This is a genomic window from Thermococcus coalescens (assembly GCF_055392585.1).
In genome coordinates this window covers 1,689,029-1,708,636 of the sequence record NZ_AP043764.1, presented here as the reverse complement: position 1 = coordinate 1,708,636, position 19,608 = coordinate 1,689,029, and the positions used below count along the sequence as shown (strand labels likewise).

At 55.0% G+C, this 19,608-nt stretch carries 27 protein-coding genes; 14 read left to right on the top strand and 13 right to left on the bottom strand.

The genetic code is table 11. The features are described 5' to 3' along the window. Positions 1-168: 168 nt before the first annotated feature. Complete coding sequence (locus ACZ5M3_RS09495; RefSeq protein WP_464839377.1) at positions 169-438, top strand: hypothetical protein; 270 nt, start codon at positions 169-171, stop codon at positions 436-438. 14 nt (positions 439-452) lie between these two features. Next, on the top strand, positions 453-1,157 hold the full coding sequence (locus ACZ5M3_RS09490; RefSeq protein WP_464839376.1) for a hypothetical protein: 705 nt from the start codon (positions 453-455) through the stop codon (positions 1,155-1,157). On the opposite strand, the gene ACZ5M3_RS09485 is transcribed toward ACZ5M3_RS09490, so the two are convergent. From ACZ5M3_RS09485 to ACZ5M3_RS09470, 4 genes are all read right to left on the bottom strand, one after another. After that, positions 1,144-1,473, bottom strand: a complete 330-nt coding sequence (locus tag ACZ5M3_RS09485) for a nucleotidyltransferase domain-containing protein (RefSeq protein ID WP_464839375.1) — start codon at positions 1,471-1,473, stop codon at positions 1,144-1,146. The two genes, ACZ5M3_RS09490 and ACZ5M3_RS09485, sit on opposite strands and share 14 nt — an antisense overlap. Then, a complete protein-coding gene (locus ACZ5M3_RS09480; protein WP_464839374.1) occupies positions 1,463-1,861 on the bottom strand; it encodes a HEPN domain-containing protein in 399 nt (132 codons plus the stop codon). Before ACZ5M3_RS09480 ends, ACZ5M3_RS09485 begins: the two co-directional genes overlap by 11 nt. A 129-nt stretch (positions 1,862-1,990) precedes the next feature. After that, positions 1,991-2,362 carry a nucleotidyltransferase domain-containing protein gene (locus ACZ5M3_RS09475; RefSeq protein ID WP_464839373.1) on the bottom strand — a complete coding sequence of 124 codons (372 nt, stop codon included), beginning with the start codon at positions 2,360-2,362 and terminating at the stop codon, positions 1,991-1,993. Between the two features lie 7 nt (positions 2,363-2,369). Beyond that, positions 2,370-2,783, bottom strand: coding sequence for a HEPN domain-containing protein (locus tag ACZ5M3_RS09470; RefSeq protein ID WP_464840892.1), 414 nt, complete (start codon positions 2,781-2,783; stop codon positions 2,370-2,372). A gap of 72 nt (positions 2,784-2,855) precedes the next feature. On the opposite strand from ACZ5M3_RS09470, the gene ACZ5M3_RS09465 reads away from it, so the two are divergent. Next, positions 2,856-3,230 (top strand): hypothetical protein, encoded by a 375-nt coding sequence (locus ACZ5M3_RS09465; RefSeq protein ID WP_464839372.1) that lies wholly within the window; start codon positions 2,856-2,858, stop codon positions 3,228-3,230. Here ACZ5M3_RS09465 and ACZ5M3_RS09460 read toward each other — a convergent pair. Genes ACZ5M3_RS09460 through rtcA form a run of 3 tightly spaced genes read right to left on the bottom strand, consistent with a single transcriptional unit; the run spans position 3,227 to position 5,020 of the window. After that, a complete protein-coding gene (locus ACZ5M3_RS09460) occupies positions 3,227-3,703 on the bottom strand; it encodes a PIN domain-containing protein (protein ID WP_464839371.1) in 477 nt (158 codons plus the stop codon). The two genes, ACZ5M3_RS09465 and ACZ5M3_RS09460, sit on opposite strands and share 4 nt — an antisense overlap. Further along, on the bottom strand, positions 3,696-3,953 hold the full coding sequence (locus ACZ5M3_RS09455; RefSeq protein ID WP_464839370.1) for a UPF0175 family protein: 258 nt from the start codon (positions 3,951-3,953) through the stop codon (positions 3,696-3,698). The genes ACZ5M3_RS09460 and ACZ5M3_RS09455 overlap by 8 nt, the downstream gene beginning before the upstream one ends. 38 nt (positions 3,954-3,991) lie before the next feature. Next, positions 3,992-5,020 carry an RNA 3'-terminal phosphate cyclase gene (gene rtcA / locus ACZ5M3_RS09450; protein WP_464839369.1) on the bottom strand — a complete coding sequence of 343 codons (1,029 nt, stop codon included), beginning with the start codon at positions 5,018-5,020 and terminating at the stop codon, positions 3,992-3,994. A 91-nt stretch (positions 5,021-5,111) separates the two neighbouring features. On the opposite strand from rtcA, the gene ACZ5M3_RS09445 reads away from it, so the two are divergent. Beyond that, entirely contained in the window at positions 5,112-5,702 is a 591-nt protein-coding gene (locus tag ACZ5M3_RS09445; protein WP_464839368.1) for a hypothetical protein, read from the top strand. On the opposite strand, the gene ACZ5M3_RS09440 is transcribed toward ACZ5M3_RS09445, so the two are convergent. Together ACZ5M3_RS09440 and ACZ5M3_RS09435 are read right to left on the bottom strand one after the other, a co-directional pair. Beyond that, complete coding sequence (locus ACZ5M3_RS09440; protein WP_464839367.1) at positions 5,683-6,558, bottom strand: hypothetical protein; 876 nt, start codon at positions 6,556-6,558, stop codon at positions 5,683-5,685. The genes ACZ5M3_RS09445 and ACZ5M3_RS09440 overlap by 20 nt on opposite strands. Positions 6,559-6,607: 49 nt before the next feature. Continuing rightward, positions 6,608-7,120 carry a metallophosphoesterase gene (locus tag ACZ5M3_RS09435; RefSeq protein ID WP_464839366.1) on the bottom strand — a complete coding sequence of 171 codons (513 nt, stop codon included), beginning with the start codon at positions 7,118-7,120 and terminating at the stop codon, positions 6,608-6,610. Between the two features lie 118 nt (positions 7,121-7,238). Here ACZ5M3_RS09435 and ACZ5M3_RS09430 point away from each other — a divergent pair, with 118 nt between their 5' ends. From ACZ5M3_RS09430 to ACZ5M3_RS09390, 9 genes are all read left to right on the top strand, one after another. Beyond that, a complete protein-coding gene (locus ACZ5M3_RS09430) occupies positions 7,239-7,733 on the top strand; it encodes a hypothetical protein (RefSeq protein ID WP_464839365.1) in 495 nt (164 codons plus the stop codon). Beyond that, on the top strand, positions 7,733-11,002 hold the full coding sequence (locus ACZ5M3_RS09425) for an AAA family ATPase (protein ID WP_464839364.1): 3,270 nt from the start codon (positions 7,733-7,735) through the stop codon (positions 11,000-11,002). The genes ACZ5M3_RS09430 and ACZ5M3_RS09425 overlap by 1 nt, the downstream gene beginning before the upstream one ends. Before the next feature lie 68 nt (positions 11,003-11,070). Next, positions 11,071-11,502: a translation initiation factor IF-2 subunit beta gene (locus ACZ5M3_RS09420; protein WP_297091749.1), complete on the top strand. Its 432-nt coding sequence runs from the start codon at positions 11,071-11,073 to the stop codon at positions 11,500-11,502. A 98-nt stretch (positions 11,503-11,600) separates the two neighbouring features. Next, complete coding sequence (locus ACZ5M3_RS09415; protein WP_464839363.1) at positions 11,601-13,169, top strand: carboxyl transferase domain-containing protein; 1,569 nt, start codon at positions 11,601-11,603, stop codon at positions 13,167-13,169. Positions 13,170-13,188: 19 nt separating this feature from the next. Continuing rightward, positions 13,189-13,560, top strand: a complete 372-nt coding sequence (locus ACZ5M3_RS09410; protein WP_464840891.1) for an OadG family protein — start codon at positions 13,189-13,191, stop codon at positions 13,558-13,560. 2 nt (positions 13,561-13,562) lie between these two features. Beyond that, a complete protein-coding gene (locus ACZ5M3_RS09405) occupies positions 13,563-14,024 on the top strand; it encodes a biotin/lipoyl-containing protein (protein ID WP_464840890.1) in 462 nt (153 codons plus the stop codon). A gap of 6 nt (positions 14,025-14,030) precedes the next feature. Then, positions 14,031-15,236, top strand: coding sequence for a sodium ion-translocating decarboxylase subunit beta (locus ACZ5M3_RS09400; protein WP_464839362.1), 1,206 nt, complete (start codon positions 14,031-14,033; stop codon positions 15,234-15,236). Positions 15,237-15,320: 84 nt separating this feature from the next. Continuing rightward, a complete protein-coding gene (locus ACZ5M3_RS09395) occupies positions 15,321-16,166 on the top strand; it encodes a CBS domain-containing protein (RefSeq protein WP_464840889.1) in 846 nt (281 codons plus the stop codon). A 37-nt stretch (positions 16,167-16,203) separates the two neighbouring features. Continuing rightward, a complete protein-coding gene (locus tag ACZ5M3_RS09390; RefSeq protein WP_464839361.1) occupies positions 16,204-17,208 on the top strand; it encodes a homoserine dehydrogenase in 1,005 nt (334 codons plus the stop codon). Here ACZ5M3_RS09390 and ACZ5M3_RS09385 read toward each other — a convergent pair. Continuing rightward, on the bottom strand, positions 17,195-17,584 hold the full coding sequence (locus ACZ5M3_RS09385; RefSeq protein WP_464839360.1) for a hypothetical protein: 390 nt from the start codon (positions 17,582-17,584) through the stop codon (positions 17,195-17,197). The genes ACZ5M3_RS09390 and ACZ5M3_RS09385 overlap by 14 nt on opposite strands. A 49-nt stretch (positions 17,585-17,633) precedes the next feature. Here ACZ5M3_RS09385 and ACZ5M3_RS09380 point away from each other — a divergent pair, with 49 nt between their 5' ends. Further along, on the top strand, positions 17,634-18,158 hold the full coding sequence (locus tag ACZ5M3_RS09380) for an ASCH domain-containing protein (RefSeq protein WP_464839359.1): 525 nt from the start codon (positions 17,634-17,636) through the stop codon (positions 18,156-18,158). Here the strand turns inward: ACZ5M3_RS09380 and ACZ5M3_RS09375 are convergent. From ACZ5M3_RS09375 to ACZ5M3_RS09365, 3 genes are all read right to left on the bottom strand, one after another. Beyond that, entirely contained in the window at positions 18,155-18,781 is a 627-nt protein-coding gene (locus ACZ5M3_RS09375) for a ZPR1 zinc finger domain-containing protein (protein ID WP_464839358.1), read from the bottom strand. The two genes, ACZ5M3_RS09380 and ACZ5M3_RS09375, sit on opposite strands and share 4 nt — an antisense overlap. A 65-nt stretch (positions 18,782-18,846) precedes the next feature. Then, positions 18,847-19,242 carry a cell division protein SepF gene (locus tag ACZ5M3_RS09370; protein ID WP_464839357.1) on the bottom strand — a complete coding sequence of 132 codons (396 nt, stop codon included), beginning with the start codon at positions 19,240-19,242 and terminating at the stop codon, positions 18,847-18,849. Between the two features lie 74 nt (positions 19,243-19,316). Then, positions 19,317-19,586 (bottom strand): hypothetical protein, encoded by a 270-nt coding sequence (locus ACZ5M3_RS09365; protein ID WP_464839356.1) that lies wholly within the window; start codon positions 19,584-19,586, stop codon positions 19,317-19,319. Positions 19,587-19,608: the final 22 nt, after the last annotated feature.

Sequence of the window (19,608 nt, the reverse complement as noted above, 5' to 3'; positions counted from 1 at the left end):
ACCGCAAAGTAGTAAGGGTGCGGTAAATGGTGATGATGCATAAGGTTAAAGCAAAAAAGATCGTCCCAGGCAGGTTCGGCAGGAAGAAAACAATCGAAGTAGATTTGTACGCACCGTCAACATACACACATATATCGGAGATGGCAGGGCACGCAGCAGGCGTTTCAGATGGCGAGGCTGCCTACGCCACACACACATGTCCATTACGGAGATGGGGGAGAGTACATTCTTTTCGCAAAAAAGAGGGGCTACGACAAATTTGCATATGATGCGCTAATTGGCATACTTGGAGGCATAGCAAGCTGGAAGTACGGCGTGGGCCACATAGATGATAAATATCGGCAAATACTTGTGAGAAGGGGGCAAAAAGACGGGGATGCATACTACTTTCCAAGGTCTGTAAAAAAATACGCAGTGACTTCTTTCCAGATTCTATAGCAACAGTTGTTCAGTTGCCCAGCTTTGACGAATTTATAGAGAGGCACGGAGACTACCTGAAACTGATGCTGCTTCAGGAGATCCTCTCAAAGTCGCCGAAGAGATTGTCAAAGGATGAGGAAAAGAAAATAGAGAAAACGATAGATATTGCGATAGATGCTGCAAAGAAGCTGGCAGAAACGTATGGAGATCCTGAAAAGCTCGTCCACGTTGGCCTGCTGAAAATAAGCCATGCAAAAGATGCGCTTAACGTTCTAGAATTTCTTAATCCCGAAAAACACCCGTTGGATGTGATCGGCGAGCACATAATTGAGCTCAAGAAAATGCATCCCGAAGTAGTGAAACCAGAAAAAGTATATGGACAAGAATGGTACGAGCTCCTCAAGAAGAGAGGGATCGATCCGAAGACGCTGGAGCCAGCAGAGGTAAGGCGGAAGTTTAAGAAAGTCCAGAAGGAGGCGGAGGAGCTCAGGACGAAGAGGCAGGAAGAGTTACGCCGAGAGGCCGCAAAGCTCCTCGGCGTTATCCAGGGTCTCAAAATGGCAAACGCCGGCGAGGAGGCATTGAGGGAGCTTGAGGAAAGGCTCCGGGAGGACATCAGAGGGCTTGACCGAGAAAACCTTGAGCTGGCCGGCCTCTACGCCCTCGTCATTGCCCACCTCCGCGATAACGACCTCGAAGGAGCTGAAAGGTTTCTCTTGGAGGTTACAGAGGGCTAAACTGTGTAGTCTGGGGATAGACCAACTTCCCCTCTGCCAGAACCGTCTTTATAAAGCTGTCATTTCTCCTTTTGAACTCCTCCGGCTTGATGACGATGGGACTTATCAGCTCGCCATGTTTGAGGAGGATGGCCGTTACAACCTCCATGAGCTCATCAAAATCCACCTCACCCACAATGAGCACATCTATGTCGCTCTCTTCGTCGTAGTCACCCCTCGCGTATGAGCCGAAGAGGATAACCTCCTCTATTGAATCACCAAAGCGCTCTTTTATGGCCTTCATGAACTCGTTAAGAGCCTGGGCCTTACTCCCCATTTCCAACCTCCTCCAGGGCCCTCTTAATCCGCTCAAGAAACCTCTCAGCGTTCTCAACAATGGCCTCTGCTTCCTCTTCAGTCGGTTCATAGTAGACATCATAATCCGCCCTGGAACGGAGGGAAAAAGCGGAGGTCAGGTACTTGGCATAAATCCTCTCAAGGAATCCTTCATCCACAAAATGAAGCCCAAACAGCCTGATCACACCGGAGTGCTTCTTGGGGTTCAATCCCTTTATCAGAAGAAGGCCCTTTGCCGCGTGGAACATCGAATAATAGGCTCGACTAATCGCGTCCCTGAGCTTTCCATTCTGGAGAAGGAGTTTAGCCGAGGACAGCTCCTCCTCTGCGAGTTCAATGTGTCTGGCGACTTCTTCTGGAACAGCCATGCTCACACCCGGTACAGTTTCATCCTCCGCATATTTAACCCTTTTCCCCGTATAACAGGAGGAGATGCTCGAAAAGCTCGCCAAAAAGCTCGGAGAGTCAATGGCAAAGGGACTGAAGGGAGCGAAGGACTAAACCCTCATCACCCAGTATTTCTCCTTCCTCATGCCCCTTTTCCTCAACTCTTCAAAGTACCTCTTGGCCGTGCTGTAGAAGCCGTTGTCGTGAAGCAAGATGCCCTCCTTCATGGCATCGAGGGCAGATGGAGAGAGATTTTCAAGTGCCCTGAGAAACTCCGACGGAGTGTAGGCGAGTATATCAACGGGCAGGAAATCTTCATTGAGCTTGTAGAGCGATTTTGTGCGGCGAAGGAAGTTTCCACTCAGCTTCTTGGAGATCACTATCAGGTCGTAGTCGCTTGCCCTGTTGTAGTCCCCTCTGGCTCTGGAACCGAAGAGAATGACCGTAACGTCTCCATTGAAGTAGTCAACTATTCTCTCCACAAACCTCTCAATCTCCGGCGAGATTCCTTGCCGTCCTCTTAACGAAGTTGATGACCTCTTCGGCATAATCAATCATCTCCATCGCGATGTCCTCCGAGTAGTACTCGAAGGGGGAACCCTCTGGATAGGCATCGGGGTATCTTGGAGCTATGTAGTTCCTGTCGAGCTCCATCGCCCTGTGGAACAGCTCCCTCGGAACCTCAAGGCCCTCATCGCGCAGGTTTCTGAGCAGGCGCGTTATGGAATGACCGATGGGTGCAAACCCCATGCCACGAAGGAGAGCCTTAACCGCCAGCTCCGCCGCCTGCTGGGCCTTAAAGCTCGCCCACTCATAGTCTCCCCCCTCAAGATCCCTGAGGGCGGAGCGGAGGGTCTTTTCGGCCTGCCTCATCCACCTCTCGTACTCGCTCCACTTGAACATGGGCACCATCAAAGGTTGGTAGAGGCCCTATTTAACCCTTCCCCCGGTATTATACCCTCCGGGAGGAGGGAAATGAGCATTGACTCTTTCTATGTGGCTTTTGGATATTTTATGGGAATAACCTACGCTGTATTATTCGTGTTTATTGGACTTTGGGATGTTCAGAGAAAGAAGAATACTCTCTTAGGAGAAAGCCTCGAAGACTCAAAAGAGCTTTACAAAGCCTATTTAGGCATATGGGCGTTGGGTTTCCTCTTTAATCCTCTAGCATACTACCTCTCCAAGAGCATCTATCTGGCCATGCTCGATGGCATCTCGGCGTTTACAATGTTGGTACTCGGAATTATAGCTTACAGGAGATACAGATTCTTCAAGACCCAAAAACTCCTCCAAGAGGCAATCGCCAAGGGCGTCGAAATCGGAATGAAGAAGGCAAAAGAAACCTAAGGCTCACCCGCTTCCCCCAGTATCTTTTCATAAAGCCCATCGCTCAGCCAGAAGCCCGTAGCCTTTAGTTTCTCCAGCTCGTCTCTGAGGCTGGCTATCTTACCAGTGAACTTAGCTTTGAGGAGAAGACCGATGGTTCCGGCAATCCTGAGACCGAGAGCCCTCGCGATCTCTCTTCCGTCGTAGTCGTCCATCAAAATAAGCTCGGCGTTCTTTTCCAAAGCTAAGACTATTGCCTCGCTCTCACCCCCGTCCAGCTCAATCATCAGAGAACGCTTCAGCCTTTCATCCGTTATTTTCTCCACCTTAATCCACTCGGCGTTTTTAATTGCCCGGGCGTCTTCGCTATCGCTACCTTCAATTACGCATTCTCGATAAACTGCCTCAGGAATTAAGACCTCGCCGAAGAACTCCCTGAGAAGCTCGAGCCTTCCTATTTTAGCGAGGTGAATGAGGGAAGTTGAATTACTCACCACGGGAAAAGGCTACATCCTCCGCCAGTTCCCTCTCCGTGTAGTGTCTCGGAACCTTTCTCTTGACGAGCTCTTCAAGGAACTCCCTTTTGGTTATTCCTGCAAGCTTCGCCGCCTTTCCAAGAGGGAGGATACCTCGCTGGTATAGGATAACCGCAAGGTCAAGCCTGAGCTCCCTCTCAACCTCATCCCTGGGGAGCCTCATGGCAGTGATAACATCCTCTGGAATAACTATCTCCACTACTCTCACCGACTTAAGGTTGGAGCCGGGGATATTTAACCCCTTCGTTAAACCTCAGTCCTTCTCACGACCCGTACAATCCCCGGCCCTCCAACCTCCCCCTCAACCTCAAACACCTTCCCGAGGAACCGCTCCACCACCCAGACGTTGGTTACGAGGTGGTTCGTTATCTCGGCAACCCGTATCTCCCCTCCAGCAAATGCCAGAAACGGTATCAACTGGTCGCCGAGGAACTTATCCACGGCCGCCCGGGTCGTCAGCTGGTCAAGGAGCTCTTCAGCGGCTTCTCTGCCAACCACTTCAGCGGGCTTGCCCCTCTTTCCTAAAGCATCGCCGCCAAGCCTCAGCTCCTCCGTCTCCGCCCAGACCACTATCCCACTCCCCGGGCCGAGGGAGCGTGAGACCTCGGTTTTTATTTCAACCGGGACGCTGTAGAGCTCCTCAATTCTCTCCCTTGCTGCTTTAGCTTGTCTCTCGGCTACGTGGGCGGGCAGGCTCGTCGCGTGGCTTATACCGCCAAAGCGCTCTATCCCCTTCCACTCCAAAGCCACGAGCGGTTTCCTATCCTTCCACGGCTCTACCCTTCCAACAACGAGGCCGCCGCCCTTCGGGTAGTGGCCCCTACGCCTTATCTCCAGCTCGACTTTGATGCCCATCTTCTCGAGGGCAAAGAGGGTGACGTTCTTGAGATAATCCACCGGCGGGCTCCAGGGGACGTCAGTCCCTCCCGTTATCCCAAAGCTCCCGCCGGTGAATGCCATCGCCGGCAGTAAGGCCTGGAGGACGAGGGTTATACTGCCGGCGGTCTTTATCTGGACGCGTATATGCTTGGGCCTAACCTCGCGCGGGACGAACTCCAGGACCGTCGAACCGACCTGGGCCCCCCTAACCCTCGCGCCGCTGAGTTCCTTCAACGCCAGAATCCCGTGGAGGTGCTGGGGTCTGAGGCCCGGGTTGGGCCTGTTTGCCCTTATGTTGTAAATCCTGACCGGCTTTCCGGTGATGACCGACAGAGCCACCGCCGTCCTCAGTATCTGACCGCCGCCCTCACCGTAGGAGCCGTCTATCACTATCACCTCTCCCCACCGATACCAGTTCTCCGGCCTGGCTAAAAACCTTGCCGAAAGGCTTTTACCCCGGGAGGAGAAAAACCGGGATGGTGTGGCTATGGACGAGCTTGAGTTCTGCGTGAAGAGTCTGAGCTATCCCCTCGGCATGGTGCTGGAAAATCTGGAGAGGAGAGAAGGCCAGCGCGCTGAGATACGGGGAAGAAGGCTAACCCTCCCCGAAGTCCCGTTTCCCGCTAAGTGCTATCTTGCCGCTCTGGTAATCTTCGAAAGCCTCGATGCCGTCGACAGAAAGCGTCTGAGCGATGACTACAGGGAACTCGAAGAGTTCAGAGAAAAGATACTGAGCTCCAAACTGGGTGAGCTCGTTGGTAAATACCTCCGGAACCCGTGGATGTACCTTGGGAGCAGGAGCCCCCTCTCCGTCGACTGGCTCGAATTTGAGAGGAGGGAGGAGAAGGTAAGGCCCTACCTCGAAAGGCTGAAGACCCTTAAGGAAGAATCAAAGAGCAGAAAAGAGTTTCTGGAAAAGAGCGGATTCCTGAAGGAGCTGAGTGTTGATGAAGCACTGCTCCTCGGCTATCTCGCGGAAGGCAAAAAGTTTAGGGAGCTTATAAACGCGGCCCTTGGGAAACACAACCCCATGTTTAAAGAAATGGTGGTGAGGTACTTCAGGGCCCTGAAGGCTTAGAGTCGTCCAGCCTGAAGTCAGAGGGGACGAAGCCGAGGTTCACGAATACCGCAGTTTCCAGTGCCTTTTCCTTATCAACGCCCCTCTTTGAAAGCTCCTCCACGATCCTGACTATGGCCTCGATGCTCCGGTAGTTCAGCAGCTCCGGGGGATAGTCGCTGAACATATCCTCATCAACGGGGAACCCCACCCTGTCCTCAAGTTCCCTGGCGAATTCGCCGGTTAAGAGGGGCGGGATCTTAATGCGCACCCCGAACGGAATCATAAGGTACTTCTCCGGGAAGACCGTCTCAACGACCACCTGAGTGACCTTTTTCATAGCTTCAAGAACCTCTGCAGGGGAGGGCTCCCTCAGGAAGGTGGCCCCCTCGGGAACGAGCGGCTCAACGTTTATCCCCCTCCAGTTCACTATCAGCGTGTGGAGGCCGAGGTTCAAAGCCCCGGATATTGAGAGGGAAAAGCCTGCCTTTTTAGACCTCTCGGACCCCTTTATGTGCTTGAGCTTCCCGTAGAGCTTCTCACTCACCAGGGTGAACTGGTAGAGGCTCTCGACGCCTTCCAGGTAGAGAATGCCGTTGGAGAGGAGCTTAAGACCCAGTCTGGCGAGGGTGGCACCAAGAGACGACTCACTCCTCGTAGTTATGGCGCTCCTCCCCCCAACCTCTTCCCTACCCCTGCTGATGAGCCTGTAATCTCCCGGGAAAAGGCCCTTGGCGTTAAAGAACTCCTCAAGGGTCTGCCTGGCTTTCTCCTCACTAACCCCATAGACCTTTATGAACTCCACGTTCTCTCCACTGTCAACGCCTATCAACACGACCGCATCATGCCTTTCCTTCGGAATCAGCACGTCCTCCATACTTACCGCCGCTTATCCTTTGCTTGATTTGAAGATAGAAGGGGATTCGCTAGAGGCTCATCGCCCCCAGAAGCTCCCCGGTGTCGAGGTTGATTATCTGCACTTCCCTCTTCCGGGTGTCCAGGAGGGCAACGCTCCTCACACCGCTGACGTAGCCGCAGACTTCACCGGGGTTGACGAGTATGGTTCTTCCCTCCTCGCGTATCTCGTAGCGGTGGGTGTGGCCGACTATGACCACATCGTAGAGCTTGCTCCTGGCCAGCGCACGGACGATGCGCTCGTCGGTGCCGTGAGTTACGGCTATCTTCATGCCGTCAGCTTCGATTTCCAGTATCTCATCGTAGATCCCCAGTGCTTCGTAGAGACCTTTCCTTTCGCCGTCGTTGTTGCCGAAAACACCCCTGAGCGGTGCCCTGAGCTTCTTGAGCTCCCTGGCAACAAAGGGGGCAACATAGTCCCCGGCGTGGATGACAAGCTCAACGTTTCTCCCGTTGAACAGCTCAACAGCCTTGGCGATGGCCGGGAGGTTGTCATGGGTATCGCTCATTATCCCTATCAGCATGCTCTCACCACAGATATCTACGGCGCCGAGCTTATAGGATTAACCGTCATTCACATCCCATCATTAGGGTAAAGTTAAAAGCATCATGGAGTATGGGTATATTCGAGAGGGTGATGTTATGTTCACCGGTAGAGCCGTCATAGCGGTTAAAATCCTCCGCCCCCTGGGGGACTGGAACGCTGGCGATGTCGTCCTCCTCGAGGACTGGAAGGCAAAGGAGCTCTGGGAGGCCAGGATAGTCGAGGTCATCGATGAGACCGACAAGGTTATAGGGGAGATAGACCGCGCGATAGCCGAGGAGAGGGAGAACGAGCCCCTGATGCCCCTCCCCGCGGGGCTGTACGAGAGGGCCGAGTTCTACATGTATTATCTGGAGAACTACGTGAGGATGAACGCCGGGGAGGGGATAGAGACCATAAACGTCAAGCTGACAAAGCTCGCCAACCTGAAGAAGAAGCTGGAGCACCTCAAAACGATACGCTTCAACAAAATCCTAAAGGCTGTTATGCTGAGGCCCAACAGCCTTGAGCTGCTGTCGAGACTCTCACCGGAGGAGAGGAGGATATACCTCCAGCTTTCCAAGATCAGAAACGAGTGGCTGGGTGAGGAGTGATGGACAGGGAGGACATGATAGAGAGGTACGCGCGCTTTCTGAGGGAGTACGTGGACGACAGCGGGAACGAGGTGTATCTGAACAAGCTCAAGGATCTGCTCACGGTCACCCCAAAGCGCTCGCTGGCGATAGACTGGACGCACCTAAATTCCTTCGACCCCGAACTGGCGGGAGAGCTCCTCGAAAACCCCGAAGAGAGCATACTCGCGGCCGAGGATGCGATTCAAATAGTCCTCCGCGAACCGCCCCTCCTCAAAGAGGAGGAGTTCAAAGTTCACGCGAGGTTTTACAACCTTCCAAGGACTCTCCTCGTCAAGGAACTCGGGAGCGAGCACATAAACAGGCTCATCCAGGTGGAGGGCATAATCACGCGCGTGAGCGAGGTGAAGCCCTTCGTCGAGAAGGCAGTCTTCGCCTGCAAGGACTGCGGCAACGAGATGGTAAGGTTACAGAGGCCCTACGAGAACATAGTCAAGCCGAGCAAGTGCGACGCCTGCGGAAGCAGAAACGTTGACCTCGACGTCGAGAAGAGCCGCTTCATAAACTTCCAGAGCTTCCGCCTTCAGGACAGGCCGGAGAGTTTGAAAGGCGGCCAGATGCCCCGCTTCGTTGATGCTATACTCCTCGACGACCTTGTGGATACTGCCCTGCCCGGCGATAGGGTACTCGCCACCGGAATCCTGCGCGTCATCCTTGAGCAGAGGGACAAGAGGCCGATCTTCAAGAAGGTTCTGGAGGTAAACCATATAGAACAGCTCAGCAAGGAGATCGAGGAGCTTGAGATCTCACCGGAGGACGAGCAGAAGATAAGGGAACTTGCCAAGAGGAAGGACATAGTGGATGCGATAGTGGATTCCATAGCGCCGGCAATCTGGGGCCACAGGACGGTGAAGAAGGGCATAGCCCTTGCACTCTTCGGCGGTGTGCAGAGAACACTGCCCGATGGAACCAAGCTCAGGGGAGAGAGCCACGTTTTGCTCGTTGGAGATCCGGGAGTTGCCAAGTCTCAAATTCTCCGCTACGTGGCCAATCTGGCGCCGAGGGCGATTTATACAAGTGGTAAGAGCAGTTCGGCCGCGGGACTTACTGCAGCCGCCGTGAGGGATGAATTCACAGGCTCCTGGGTTCTCGAAGCTGGTGTTTTGGTGCTCGCCGACGGCGGATTCGCGTTAATCGACGAGTTCGACAAGATGAGCGACAGGGATAGGAGCGCCATACATGAGGCGCTGGAGCAGCAGAGCTACCACCACGACTTTGAGCTTCTGCTCGCTGATGGCAGAAAGGTCAGAATCGGCGAGCTGGTCGATGAGCTCATCGAGAAGAACCGTGACAAGGTGATAATCGGCAAAGACACCGAGATACTGCCGGTTGACGATATCGAACTTCTCGCCTATGACCTCGAAAGGAAGGAAATCGTGAAGGTCAAGGCCGATCGCGTGAGCAGGCACAAGGCGCCGGACAGGTTCATACGGATAAAGCTCTCGAACGGGAGAGAGATAACCGTAACGCCGGAACATCCAGTAATGGTATGGGAAAACGGCAGGGTAAGGGAAAAACCTGCCGAATCTGTCAGACCCTGGGACTACGTGCTGGCCGTAAAGGAATACCCAGCCCTTGGAGACGGGTGCATACCCGCTGAAGAGCTCCTGCTTGAGATAATGAAGCCGCAGAACATGAGAAAGAGGTTTAAGCGCGGCGCCCGCCTCCCGGAAAGGGCATTTTTAATGAACAGGGAGTGCATCAGGGACTTCCTCAGGGAACTGTGGGCACGGGCCGGTAAGGTCGGCAGGAGGCTTTCATACATAACCGTGCCAGGCAGGGGGCTCGTAGAGGACCTCCAGGACCTGCTGCTGATACTGGGAGTCCCCTCATCCATCGAGGTCACACTCAGTGGATGGAAGCTGGTGGTGCCAACCGAAAGGGCAGACTTCCTGAGATTCAGTGGAACCCCGGAGGAGTCCAAGATAGGGGCATACGTTCCGGGGGAGACCGTAAGGGACATTCTCCGGGCGGCGAGCCTGTTGAGGGCGGAGCTCAAGCACTCCGAGAGGCTGGCCCTCAGAAAGGAGGCCGTGCCTGTAAAGACCGTCCACAGAATCATTGGAAAGATAGAGAATAGAGCGGAGGAGGTAAGGACTGCCATAGAGACCGGCGACGTAAAGACTCTCAGGAGTGTCGCAAGGGTCTGGAACGTCTACACCAAGTACGGGCTCACCCAGTTCTCTGAGAAGAGAGAGCCCAAAAAATACATAGAGATTCTGAAACATGAGGCCAGATTAAAGCTCGAAGAGGCTTTGGAGATTGTGAACTCAACCAGAAAGAGGCTTGAAGACAACTTTGTTCTTCTGAAAGTCAAAAGGGTCGAGGTCGTTCCAAACGACCGCTGGGAATGGGTCTACGACGTGACGGTGGAACCCCACCATCTTTTCGTCTCCCATGGTTTGGTTCTCCACAACACAATCAGCATCTCCAAGGCCGGCATTACCGCGACCCTCAACGCAAGAACCACCGTCATAGCGGCCGCTAACCCCAAGTTTGGCAGGTTCAACAGACACAAATCCCTTCCGGAGCAGCTGGACCTTCCGCCGACCCTGCTCAGCCGTTTCGACCTGATATTCCTTCTCCTCGACGAGCCGGACGAAAAGGTCGATGCGAGCATAGCGGAGCACATTCTCCGGGTGCGCAGGGGGGAGGCCGAGGCCGTAACGCCCAAAATACCCTACGACCTGCTCAAGAAGTACATCGCCTACGCGAGAAAGAACGTCCATCCTGTTCTGAGCAGGGAGGCAATGGAGGAGATAAAGCGCTACTACGTCAGGATGAGAAAGGGCTTTAAGAGACCGGGAGAGGACGATGGCGTGCAGCCGATTCCGATAACGGCGAGGCAGCTGGAGGCGCTGATAAGACTCAGCGAGGCACACGCCAGAATGCGCCTCAGTGAAACCGTAACAAGGGAAGACGCAAGGGCGGCGATAGCAATAATCGAGGACATGATAAGGAAGATAGCCGTTGACGAGGAGGGGACTCTGGACGTCTCGATACTCGAGGTCGGCAAGAGCTCCAAGAAGATAAACAAGATAGACAGGATGGTTGACATCATAAAGAGCCTTGAAAGTGAGGGAGAGTTCGGAGCTCCAGAGGACAGGATAATCGAGGCGGCGAAGCAGGCTGGCCTCGGCTCGGAGAACGAGATAAAGAAGCTAATCAACGACCTTAAGCGCGACGCCAGGATATACGAGCCGCGCGCGGGCTTCTACCGCGTGCTCTGATTCCCCTCCATTTCCCCACGCCAAAAGGTTATAAACGTCTCCCGGTAGTTAAGATGGAGGTGAGGAAAGTGAGCGAGAAGAAGGTTGACTTTTACGATTTCGAGGGCCTGCTCGATAAGGCTTACGAAGAGCTTCCCGAGAACGTCAAGCATCACACTTCCCGTTTCGAGGTTCCAGCCGCGATAGTCACGATCGCCGGGAACAGGACTATAATCGAGAACTTTGTGGACATAGCCGAGGCCATGAATCGCGACCCGAACCATCTGCTCAAGTTCATACTGAGGGAGGTTGCCACTGCTGGAACGCTTGAGGGAAGACGCGTCGTCCTGCAGGGACGCTTTACACCGTACCTGATAGGCAACAAGATGAAGAAGTACCTCAAGGACTACGTTATCTGTCCGGTCTGCGGAAGCCCTGATACCAAGATTATCAAGCGCGGACGCTTCCACTTCCTCAAGTGTGAGGCCTGCGGCGCGGAAACGCCGATTCAGCACCTTTGAGCCCCCTTTTCTTTTCAAGGTTTGACGCCCGATAAAAACTCTTTTAAACTTTACAAACTACAAGTAGGCGACACTCTCAGCAGTCAGGGGGAGTTCTCATGAGCATAGAAGAGAAGGTTAACGAACTGTATGAGAGAAAGAGGAAGATTCTTGAGATGGGCGGCGAAAAGGCCGTCGAAAAACAGCACGCTAAAGGAAAGTTAACAGCACGCGAGAGAATTGAGAAGCTCCTCGACCCAGGAAGCTTCGTTGAGATAGGTGCGTTCGTCAGACACCGCGGAACGGAGTTCGGCATGGACAAGAAGGAGCTGCCCGCGGACGGCGTTATCACCGGCTACGGTACCATCGATGGGAGGCTCGTTTTTGTGTTCGCCCAGGATTTCACCGTCATGGGCGGTTCCCTCGGTGAGATGCACGCCATGAAGATAAAGCGCATAATGGAGCTCGCCCTTGAGGCTGGAGCGCCGGTAATAGGCCTCAACGACTCAGGTGGAGCAAGAATCCAGGAGGGCGTTGACTCGCTCAAGGGCTACGGTGAGATATTCAAGATGAACACCATCCTCAGCGGCGTCGTTCCGCAGATCACCGCCATTATGGGGCCCTGTGCCGGCGGAGCGGTTTACAGCCCGGCCATAGGAGACTTCATCCTCATGGTGGACAACCCGGCCAGCTTCATGTTCATCACCGGCCCTCAGGTCGTTAAGGCAGTCACCGGAGTCGAGGTCACCCCGATACAGCTCGGCGGGGCAATGGTTCACGCCCAGCGCTCTGGCCAGGCTCACCTCGTCGGAAAAAGCGATGAGGAGGTTCTGGCACTCATAAGGAGGCTCATAAGCTACCTCCCGTCCAACAACATGGAAAAGCCGCCGCGCGTCAAGACGAACGATCCCCCCTTCAGGAAGACCGAGAACCTCTACTCAATAGTCCCTGACGACCCGAACAAGGGCTACGACGTGAGGCAGGTGATCTACGAGATAGTGGACAGGGACGAGAACGGCAACCCGGATTTCCTCGAAATACTCCCCTACTTTGCACCGAACGCCGTCGTCGGCTTTGCCAGGATGAACGGCCAGACCGTCGGTATCGTCGCCAACAACCCGATACACTTCGCAGGCGTTCTCGACATAGACAGCTCCGACAAGATTGCGCGCTTCGTCAGAACCTGCGACGCGTTCAACATCCCGATAGTCACCCTCGTCGACGTTCCGGGATACCTGCCCGGCACCCAGCAGGAGTACGGCGGAATCATCAGGCACGGCGCGAAGGTGCTCTACGCGTATTCAGAGGCGACCGTTCCGATGGTGACTGTGATACTCAGAAAGGCCTATGGTGGGGCATACCTCGCCATGGGGAGCAAGCACCTCGGCGCGGACTTCGTCTTCGCGTGGCCAACCGCGGAAATAGCGGTCATGGGGCCCGAGGGAGCGGCCAACATAATCTTCAGGAAGGAAATCGCCGCGGCCGAGAACCCGGAGGAGGTTCGCCAGCAGAAGATACAGGAGTACAGGGAGCGCTTCGCCAACCCCTATGTCGCCGCCGCGAGGGGTTACATAGACGACGTTATCGACCCCGCCGAGACGAGGGCAAAGATAATCCTAGCCCTTGAGGCAATGGAGAGCAAGCGCGTTAAGCTGCCCCCGAAGAAGCACGGCAACATACCGCTGTGAGGTGTGAGACATGGTATCAATGGCAGAGTTCATGGAGGGCCTGAACATCACGGCCCTTGGAGTGACGGTGGTCTTCGCCGTCCTCGCCATTTTGGCACTGGTGCTCTACTTCGTCGGCTGGCTGGAGAGGCGGCTTATTGAGAGGGAAGAAGCCGCCGCGCCGGTTCCGGCGCCGTCCGAAGTCAAAGAGGTCGAAGAGGAGAAGCCGGCCATACCCCCGAAAGACCTCGCGATCATAACGGCAGCCATACTCGCGTACACGGCGGAAAAGGCCTCGCAGCTCAGGCCTCTGCCGTTCAGGAGGAAAGTTTCAGACGCCTGGCGCCTCTACGGCGTCCAGTCAACAATGGAGGAAGTTGAAGACTTCAACTATGAGCTTGGGAAGTGGTGAAGATGGCGAAGGTTAAGGTCATCGTTGATGGTATCGAGTACGAGGTCGAGGTTGAGGAACTCGGAATGGGCAGGTTCAGGGTTGCCTTTGAGGAAAAGGAGTACACCGTTGAAGCCAAGGGACTGGGGATCGACATGAGCGCCCTGAACGCGGCCCCGGCCCCTGTTACGACTCAAACACCCACCGCACCCCTCCCGGCCGCTCCAGCGCCGGCTCCAAGCGCTCCCCCGTCTCCGGCTCCGGTTGCCGGTGAGGGTGTCGTCACTGCGCCGATGCCGGGTAAGGTTTTGAGGATTCTCGTGAAGGAGGGCGAGCAGGTCAAAACTGGCCAGGGATTAGTAATCCTCGAAGCGATGAAGATGGAGAACGAGATACCAGCGCCAAAGGATGGAGTCGTGAAGAGGATCCTGGTCAAAGAGGGCGACACCGTCGACACCGGACAAACACTTATAGAACTAGGGTGATGGGTGATGGCAGGACTGGAGCAGGCGATAATAGACTTCTTCGAACACATGGGGCTGCTCAACCTCACCGTGGGAAACATAATCATGATAATCGTCGGCCTGACGCTGGTGTACCTGGCCGTCAGGTACAAGATGGAGCCCCTCCTGTTGCTCCCGATAGGCATCAGCGCGGTTCTCGTTAACCTGCCGCTGAGCCACCTCGTCAACTGGCCGGTGGCACCGCAGCTTCCGCCGGGGATGGAGGAGAACATATTCACCACGATGGCCTATCTCAACCAGCAGTACGGCCCACCGGGACTCTTCGACCTGATTTACTACCTGCTGATAAAGACGGAGATAGTGCCGCTGCTGATATTCTTCGGGCTCGGGGCAATGACGGATTTCGGCCCCATGATAGCCGACCCCAAGACGGCACTCCTCGGTGCCGCGGCCCAGATAGGCGTTTTCGTAGCCATGCTGACGGCGGTCATCTTGGGCTTTACCCTGCCGGAGGCGGCTTCAATTGGTATCATCGGTGGCGCCGATGGGCCGACCACCATCTACCTGACCACCAAGCTGGCGCCCCACATCCTCGGGGCAACCGCGGTCGCCGCTTACAGCTATATGAGCCTTGTCCCGCTCATTCAGCCGCCGGTCATAAAAGCCCTGACCAGCAGGGAGGAAAGAATGATACGCATGGAGCAGCTCAGGCCGGTGTCCAAGAGGGAAAAGATACTCTTCCCAATCGTCAGCATGATAGTCATAGCCCTCCTCGTCCCCACGGCCGCGCCGCTGGTCGGAATGCTCATGATAGGCAACCTATTCAGGGAGAGCGGCGTCGTCGAGAGGCTCAGCAAGGCCGCACAGGAGGAGCTGATGAACATCGTCACGATATTCCTCGGCCTTGGAGTGGGTTCGACGATGCGCGCCGAGAGCTTCCTCACGGCACAGACCCTCATGATCCTCGGACTCGGGATAGTAGCGTTCACCAGCGCCACTGCAGGGGGTGTGCTCCTCGGGAAGCTCATGATGAAGCTCTCGGGAGGAAAGATAAACCCGATGATAGGGGCGGCTGGCGTCTCAGCGGTTCCTATGTCCGCCAGGGTCGTCCAGAGAATGGCCAGCGAAGAAGACCCGGGGAACTTTCTCCTAATGCACGCGATGGGCCCGAACGTCGCAGGGGTCATCGGTACGGCCGTCGTTGCTGGAGTGCTCCTCTCTGTTCTGGGCTGATGTTCCTCCATCTTTTTGTCAATTTTTGAATGAAAAGCTTAAAATAGGGGAAGAGCGCTTTAGGTTAAAGCGGTGGTGAAGGAAATGCGTGTGAAGACTTTGATGACCCCAGATCCAGTTGTCATAGAACTTCCGGCAACGAGGGAATACGCCCTCAGCCTCTTCCGGAAGCATAAAGTAAGGTCATTCCCCGTCATCAACAAGAACACGAAGGCCCTCGCAGGGATCATAAGCATAAAACGCGTTCTGCTCCACCCCGACGAGGAGCAGCTCGCGATGCTGATACGGAGGGAGGTTCCCACAGTCAGGCCCAACGATGACCTTAAGAAGGCCGTCAGGGCGATGCTTGAGATGGACTACAGGCGCGTTGTTGTTGTCGACGAGGAGAAGCGTGTTCTTGGAATACTCACCGTTGGGGATATCGTGAGACGCTATCTGGCGAAGAGCGAGAAGCTGAAGAACGTGACGATTGGGAAGTACTACCAGAAGAACGTTGGCCTCGTCTGGCACGGGACGCCGCTTAAAGCCGCCCTCAAGGCGCTCCTCCTGTGCAACGCCATGGCGATTCCGGTTATAGACGACGAGGGCAACCTCGTGGGGATGGTTGACGAAACAGACCTCCTCAAGGACAGCGAGGTTGTGAGGGTCATGAAGCAGACGGCCCTCTCAGCTTCGAGTGAGGAGGACTGGATACTGGAGAGCAACCCAACGCTGCTTTTCGAGAAGGCGGAACTCCAGCTCCCCAAGAAGCCCGTGTCCGAGATAATGAACAGGGATCTCGTCGTTGCGACGCCCCACATGAGCATCTACGACGTCGCCCAGAAGATGGTCCAGTACCACATTGAACAGCTCCCTGTCATAAGGGGCGAGGGAGAGCTGGTGGGCATCATCAGGGACATGGACATCATAAAGGTCATCCTTAACAAGTGACCCCCGGCTTAATTTCCTTTTCTTGCGGGTGGTGTCGGTGAAGGAGATAAAACTCTTGCTCTTCGGTTTTGGGAACGTTGGAAAGGCGGTCTCACGGGTTTTGCTGGAGAAGGGAGCGCTCTTCCGCGAGAGGTACGGTGTTGAATTCAGGGTAGTGGGCATAGCCGATACCAGCGGGGCCGTCTGGCTTCCCGAGGGCATAGACCTCCGGGAGGCGCTCATCACCAAGGAGAACTTCGGAAAGCTGTCCGCATGGACGAACGACTACGAGGTCTACAGCTTCACACCCGACGAGGCGGTTAGGGAGATCGATGCAGACATCGTTATAGACGTCACCAACGATAAAAACGCCCACACCTGGCACCTTGCCGCCCTGAAGGACGGCAAAGCCGTTGTTACGAGCAACAAACCGCCTCTGGCCTTCCATTACTCCGAACTTATGAAGGAGGCGGAAAGGAGGGGCCTGCCCTACCTCTTCGAGGCCACCGTGATGGCCGGGACGCCGGTCATCGGGCTGTTGCGAGAGAACCTGCTGGGGGACGCTGTCGAGAGGATAGAGGCGGTTCTGAACGCGACCACGACCTTCATTCTAAGCCGGATGGAGATGGGGCTCGACTTTGAGGAGGCACTCAAGGAAGCGCAGGAGCTGGGCATAGCAGAGCGCGATCCCAGCGGGGATGTACTCGGGATAGACGCAGGCTATAAGGCCACAATTCTCCACTGCGTTGCTTTTGAACCGGTAACCTTCGACGAGGCAAGGGTGAAGGGAATATCAGAGGTGACCGCTGGTGAAGTCCAGAGGGCGAGGAAGAAGGGCAGGACGATCAGGCTCGTTGCGACCGTGGAGAAGGGAGGTATAACCGTCGAGCCCAGGGAGATAGCCCTGGACAGCCCCCTAGCCGTTGGAAGCCACGAGAACACCGCTGTGATAAGGACCGACCTTCTCGGCGAGCTCGTCATTAGAGGTGCAGGCGCGGGGCTCAAAGAAACGGCGAGTGGAGTTGTGAGCGACATTATAAAGGCCGCTCTCAGAAAAGCCTAATCTTCTCTCCCTCAAACTCGACTGAAAGAGTGGGAAAGAAGCGCCTCGGCAGTACCTCCAGTATCAACTCCTTTCCGTTTATCTCAACCGTGTTCCTTCCCGGAAGGAGGGGAACGGTCTTTTTCTCCCTGCCCTTGATCACAACGGCCGAGAAGTTCCAGTTCGGATAAATCCGATAGAGCGAACCGTTGATGCTAACCTCAACGGCAGGAACACCCACCCTACCAAATAGCACAAGGAGCAGTCCCTGAGTGAAAAAGAGAACACTCAGGCCAGAGTCAATCTTGAGAGATGCAAGGGCTAGTGCAAACTCAACAACTGCCACGCTTACCAGCAACTTGTGCATTTTTTCCCCGACGACACGGGTTCGCCTCATCAACCCAAACTCTTTTTAAGGGTTCTTAGACCTTCCGGTTGGTGAGAGGATGGAGCACGTGATAGCGCTCCACCAAGTCTATGCAGAGCTGATATTCCGGGGACTGAAGACGGTAGAGCTGAGGAAGGCCAGGGCATTTAGTGAGGGGGACACCGTTTTCCTCTACGTGGCGAGGGGAAATCCCTACGAACTGAGGGACACCCTGAGGAGGCTCGGTCTCCACGGAGAGCAGACTCTGACACGGAGGGGGACGATAGCCGGGGGCTTCGAGGTTGGCGAGGTGATAAGGGCCGACCTCGATACGCTCTGGGAGATGACGAAAGATACGAGCGGTCTAACGCTGGTGCACGGTGAAAACGGGAAGCGCTGGCTGGGGGAATACATCAGGGAGCACGGCTACGCGTTCACCATAGAGAGGCCCTTCCTCTTCAGGGAGCCCATGAGCCGGGAAGAAATGAGGGAGCGATACGGAGTCCACGTTGAGGGTATAATCCACCTCTCAAGGAAAACCAGAAAGCCCTGGGTAAGGGCCCTGATAGAAGACCTCCTTGCAAGGGACGTGATATACCTCTAACCCTCCGTTTCTCCGCCCTCTTCGGGCTCAACGAGGACGTACGGGCCGAGGCTGAGGCCCTTAATTTCCTCCTGCGTCAGAAGCCTGCTCTTCACCTTCTCACCGATGAGGGCGCTGTTGCCGAGGGGATCCATAATCCTCACGGTGAGCGGTTTTTTGCCCTCCTTCACCTGCTCGATGTACTCCAGTATCTCTTCGGCCTTTTTCACGGCCTCCTCGTCCCCCTCCTGCTCCCTGAAATGCCGGGCCATTATAAGGGTCTCCCTGACCCGCTCAAGGACCCCCTCGACGTTGCTGACGAAGCCCTCCGCCGCCGGCCCCGGTTCGATCTTGACACCTATCTCTTCGAGCTCGATGGTTCCGCTCTTGCTCCTGACAACGCGGGTGAAGAGGTCCTTTTCTTCCTCAACTTTCACGGTGTAGAGCTTCGGCGGCCTGTCCTCCAGGATCATGACATCCGCGTTGCGGTAGCCGCACTTCTCACAGATTATCGTGCTCTCCATGACCTTGCCAAAGTAAGGTATGTCATGAACGTACTGAAGGGCCTTGAGCGTGCCCTTTCCACCGCAGATTGGACAGTCCCCCAGCCTGATTTCCTGAATCTCACCTTCCCTCCGGGTCATCTCTCACCACCGAAGAATAGACCGAGTGAATCCTTTATAAAATCGTGGGTAGAAAAGAAAGGCAGTCACCTGGCTATCCTTATGTCCGCCGGGACAAGGATCAGCTTTATCTCGTGCTTGCAGATTTTAGCGGCCTGACCGCCGAGGGCGCTGACCATGCCCTTTATCTGCTCCGCAACCTTCTCAAGAACCTCCGGCTTGACCTCAAGCGGCGTGAGGTCGACCAGAATTATGTTGCCGTTCTGGAGCTCCTCAGAAATCTTCTCAAGGTCGGCATAGCTGGTAACGACGATCTTCTTGAGGTACCTGACCTGGGGCTTGACTATCTCCTTAGCAAGAACATCCTCCTCAAGAGGAATGACATCGATGTCACGCCTAGGAGCAACCTCCTTCTTAATCGCCGCGGGCGGCTTCCTCTTGGCCTTTTCGTCCTTCTTTTTGAGGCTGTCAAACAATCCCATAACTGTTCCCCCCAGTTAATCGTAAGGCTGGATTAATTTGGGCATTGGTGTTTATATCTCTTTCTGAAGATGTGTCAGTCTCCCTCCTCCTGCAGCCTGAAAAGTCCAAGGACGCTGAGGAGGAAGGTGGCAACTGCAAAAGCCAAGGGCACATAGGTGTAGATGTCCCATCCCCATGTAAATGAGGCGTTGTAGATAAGCCAGACGCCCAGGGTAATAGCGAACAGGGCGAGGGTCAGGTAGAGCTCCTTTTTGGAACCACCACTAACGGCCAGTCTGAAGAACTGAACTAAAAAAAGCAGGAGCACTGCAATGGCGATGATGTCGACGAAAAGGCTGCCCATTGCGGTCACCTGGAGGTGAAAA

Bases quoted from the DNA above. Each gene is read 5' to 3' on its own strand.
- ACZ5M3_RS09495 (WP_464839377.1), top strand. From the start codon at position 169: ATGGCGAGGCTGCCTACGCCACACACACATGTCCATTACGGAGATGGG.
- ACZ5M3_RS09485 (WP_464839375.1), bottom strand. From the start codon at position 1,473: ATGGGGAGTAAGGCCCAGGCTCTTAACGAGTTCATGAAGGCCATAAAA.
- ACZ5M3_RS09480 (WP_464839374.1), bottom strand. From the start codon at position 1,861: ATGGCTGTTCCAGAAGAAGTCGCCAGACACATTGAACTCGCAGAGGAG.
- ACZ5M3_RS09470 (WP_464840892.1), bottom strand. From the start codon at position 2,783: ATGTTCAAGTGGAGCGAGTACGAGAGGTGGATGAGGCAGGCCGAAAAG.
- ACZ5M3_RS09465 (WP_464839372.1), top strand. From the start codon at position 2,856: ATGAGCATTGACTCTTTCTATGTGGCTTTTGGATATTTTATGGGAATA.
- ACZ5M3_RS09445 (WP_464839368.1), top strand. From the start codon at position 5,112: ATGGACGAGCTTGAGTTCTGCGTGAAGAGTCTGAGCTATCCCCTCGGC.
- ACZ5M3_RS09440 (WP_464839367.1), bottom strand. From the start codon at position 6,558: ATGGAGGACGTGCTGATTCCGAAGGAAAGGCATGATGCGGTCGTGTTG.
- ACZ5M3_RS09435 (WP_464839366.1), bottom strand. From the start codon at position 7,120: ATGCTGATAGGGATAATGAGCGATACCCATGACAACCTCCCGGCCATC.
- ACZ5M3_RS09430 (WP_464839365.1), top strand. From the start codon at position 7,239: ATGTTCACCGGTAGAGCCGTCATAGCGGTTAAAATCCTCCGCCCCCTG.
- ACZ5M3_RS09425 (WP_464839364.1), top strand. From the start codon at position 7,733: ATGGACAGGGAGGACATGATAGAGAGGTACGCGCGCTTTCTGAGGGAG.
- ACZ5M3_RS09415 (WP_464839363.1), top strand. From the start codon at position 11,601: ATGAGCATAGAAGAGAAGGTTAACGAACTGTATGAGAGAAAGAGGAAG.
- ACZ5M3_RS09410 (WP_464840891.1), top strand. From the start codon at position 13,189: ATGGCAGAGTTCATGGAGGGCCTGAACATCACGGCCCTTGGAGTGACG.
- ACZ5M3_RS09405 (WP_464840890.1), top strand. From the start codon at position 13,563: ATGGCGAAGGTTAAGGTCATCGTTGATGGTATCGAGTACGAGGTCGAG.
- ACZ5M3_RS09400 (WP_464839362.1), top strand. From the start codon at position 14,031: ATGGCAGGACTGGAGCAGGCGATAATAGACTTCTTCGAACACATGGGG.
- ACZ5M3_RS09395 (WP_464840889.1), top strand. From the start codon at position 15,321: ATGCGTGTGAAGACTTTGATGACCCCAGATCCAGTTGTCATAGAACTT.
- ACZ5M3_RS09385 (WP_464839360.1), bottom strand. From the start codon at position 17,584: ATGAGGCGAACCCGTGTCGTCGGGGAAAAAATGCACAAGTTGCTGGTA.
- ACZ5M3_RS09380 (WP_464839359.1), top strand. From the start codon at position 17,634: ATGGAGCACGTGATAGCGCTCCACCAAGTCTATGCAGAGCTGATATTC.
- ACZ5M3_RS09375 (WP_464839358.1), bottom strand. From the start codon at position 18,781: ATGACCCGGAGGGAAGGTGAGATTCAGGAAATCAGGCTGGGGGACTGT.
- ACZ5M3_RS09370 (WP_464839357.1), bottom strand. From the start codon at position 19,242: ATGGGATTGTTTGACAGCCTCAAAAAGAAGGACGAAAAGGCCAAGAGG.
- ACZ5M3_RS09365 (WP_464839356.1), bottom strand. From the start codon at position 19,586: ATGGGCAGCCTTTTCGTCGACATCATCGCCATTGCAGTGCTCCTGCTT.